This is a genomic window from Pseudomonas fluorescens (genome assembly GCF_902497625.1).
GTDB classification, from domain to species: domain Bacteria; phylum Pseudomonadota; class Gammaproteobacteria; order Pseudomonadales; family Pseudomonadaceae; genus Aquipseudomonas; species Aquipseudomonas fluorescens_BQ.
Map to the genome: position 1 here is coordinate 1 of NZ_CABVGX010000114.1, position 1641 is coordinate 1641.

1 protein-coding gene is annotated in these 1641 nt (G+C 61.4%); it reads left to right on the top strand.

Features of this window, described 5'->3' with window-relative positions:
- Nucleotides 1–166: 166 nt before the first annotated feature.
- Nucleotides 167–1603 (top strand): mechanosensitive ion channel family protein, encoded by a 1437-nt coding sequence (locus F8N12_RS27485; RefSeq protein ID WP_150578619.1) that lies wholly within the window; start codon nucleotides 167–169, stop codon nucleotides 1601–1603.
- Nucleotides 1604–1641: the final 38 nt, after the last annotated feature.

A 1641-nucleotide genomic window follows, 5' to 3' on the forward strand; every position in this document is an offset into this window, starting at 1 on the left:
ATTGTGGCGAGGGGGCTTGCCCCCGTTGGATCGCGAAGCGAGCCCTGCGATAGCTGATGCATCTGTCCAATCAGACAGCATCAGGCGCTCTACGACTGCTGCGCAGCCGGACGGGGGCAAGCCCCCTCGCCACAAAAGTGTTTAACACCCTGTCCGGAGTCATCCCATGTCCTTCTTCCTCGCTCACCTGCTGTCCTGGAGTGCCCTGTTGCTGGTGGTCGACATCGTGCTCTGGCACATTGCGCCGTTCACCCATCGCGTTACACGGGTCGGGGTGCGTCTGGCACTGTTTCTGCTGTTCAGTGCGCTGATCATCAACGCCGGCGTAAGCCCGTTGCAGGCGCCGCTGTTTGGCGAGGACCGGGTAGCGCAACTTGGTGGCACCGCGCTGGGTATTCTCTGGTGGTTGTACGCTGCGCGGGTTCTCACCGGGGTGATCGGCCTGGTGCTGATGCGGCGCATCGGTCACAGCGGCCGGTTGTTGCAGGACGTCATCGGTGCACTGGTTTTCCTCATCGCCATCGTTGCAGCGGCGGGTTATGTGCTCGAACTGCCGGTCAAGGGTTTGCTTGCGACCTCGGGGGTCGTCGCAATCGTTGTCGGTCTGGCTTTGCAGAGCACCTTGAGCGACGTGTTTTCCGGGATCGTCCTCAACACCACAAAGCCGTATCAAGTGGATGACTGGATCGCCATCGACGGCGTCGAAGGCAAAGTGCTCGACATCGACTGGCGCGCGACGCACCTGCTCACCAGCGCCGGCAGCACGGCGGTGATCCCGAATTCTGTAGCGGCCAAGGCCAAGATCGTCAATCTCAGTCGGCCAAATGACCGGCACGGCGTGTCGATCAGCATCATGGTGCCCAATCACATTCGCCCGCGTCGGGTACTCGATGCACTGGAGCGGACACTGCGGGGCAGCAGCCGTTTGCTGCTGGATCCGGCACCCAAAGCGGTGCTCAAAGAGGCCGGTGAAACCATGTCCGAGTACGTTGCGAGTGGTTTCATCGCCGAGCTTGGCAAGAAAAGCGAAGTACGCAATCAGCTGTTCGACCTGGCGCACCGGCACCTCGAAGCCGCGGGCATCTCCCGTCAGCTTGACGGCGTGATCGAACCGACGACCCGTGCCCGCGCCTTGCTCGACGAGGTGAAAATCTTCCGTTCACTGAGTGACGACGAACGCGATCAACTGGCGCAGTCGATGGTTGCCCAGCAATACGCAGCGGGTCAGGTGGTGCTGGATCTGGGCGAAGTGCCGGACAGCCTGATGGTGGTCGCCACCGGCGTGGTCAGCGCCACCGTGCCCGACGGCAACGGGCACACCGAAGCTGGCCGCATGGGCCCCAGCGAAGTCATGGGCGAACAAAGCATCCTCGCCGATACGCCATCGCAGGCGACCTTCACCACATTGACCTCGTGCATCATCTACCGCATCGATAAATCCCTGACGCGCAATATCATGGAGCAACGCGCTGAAGTGAGCCGAGCGCTGAACAAACTGCAAGCGGTGCGCCAGCAGAACAGCCGGCAGGCGTTGATGGCGAAGCCGGTGCAGATCAAGAAAGGCGGATTCCTGAGTTGGTTGCAGAAGCGCCAGCCTACATAACCATTACGCAAATCCTGTAGCAGCTGCCGAAGGCTGCG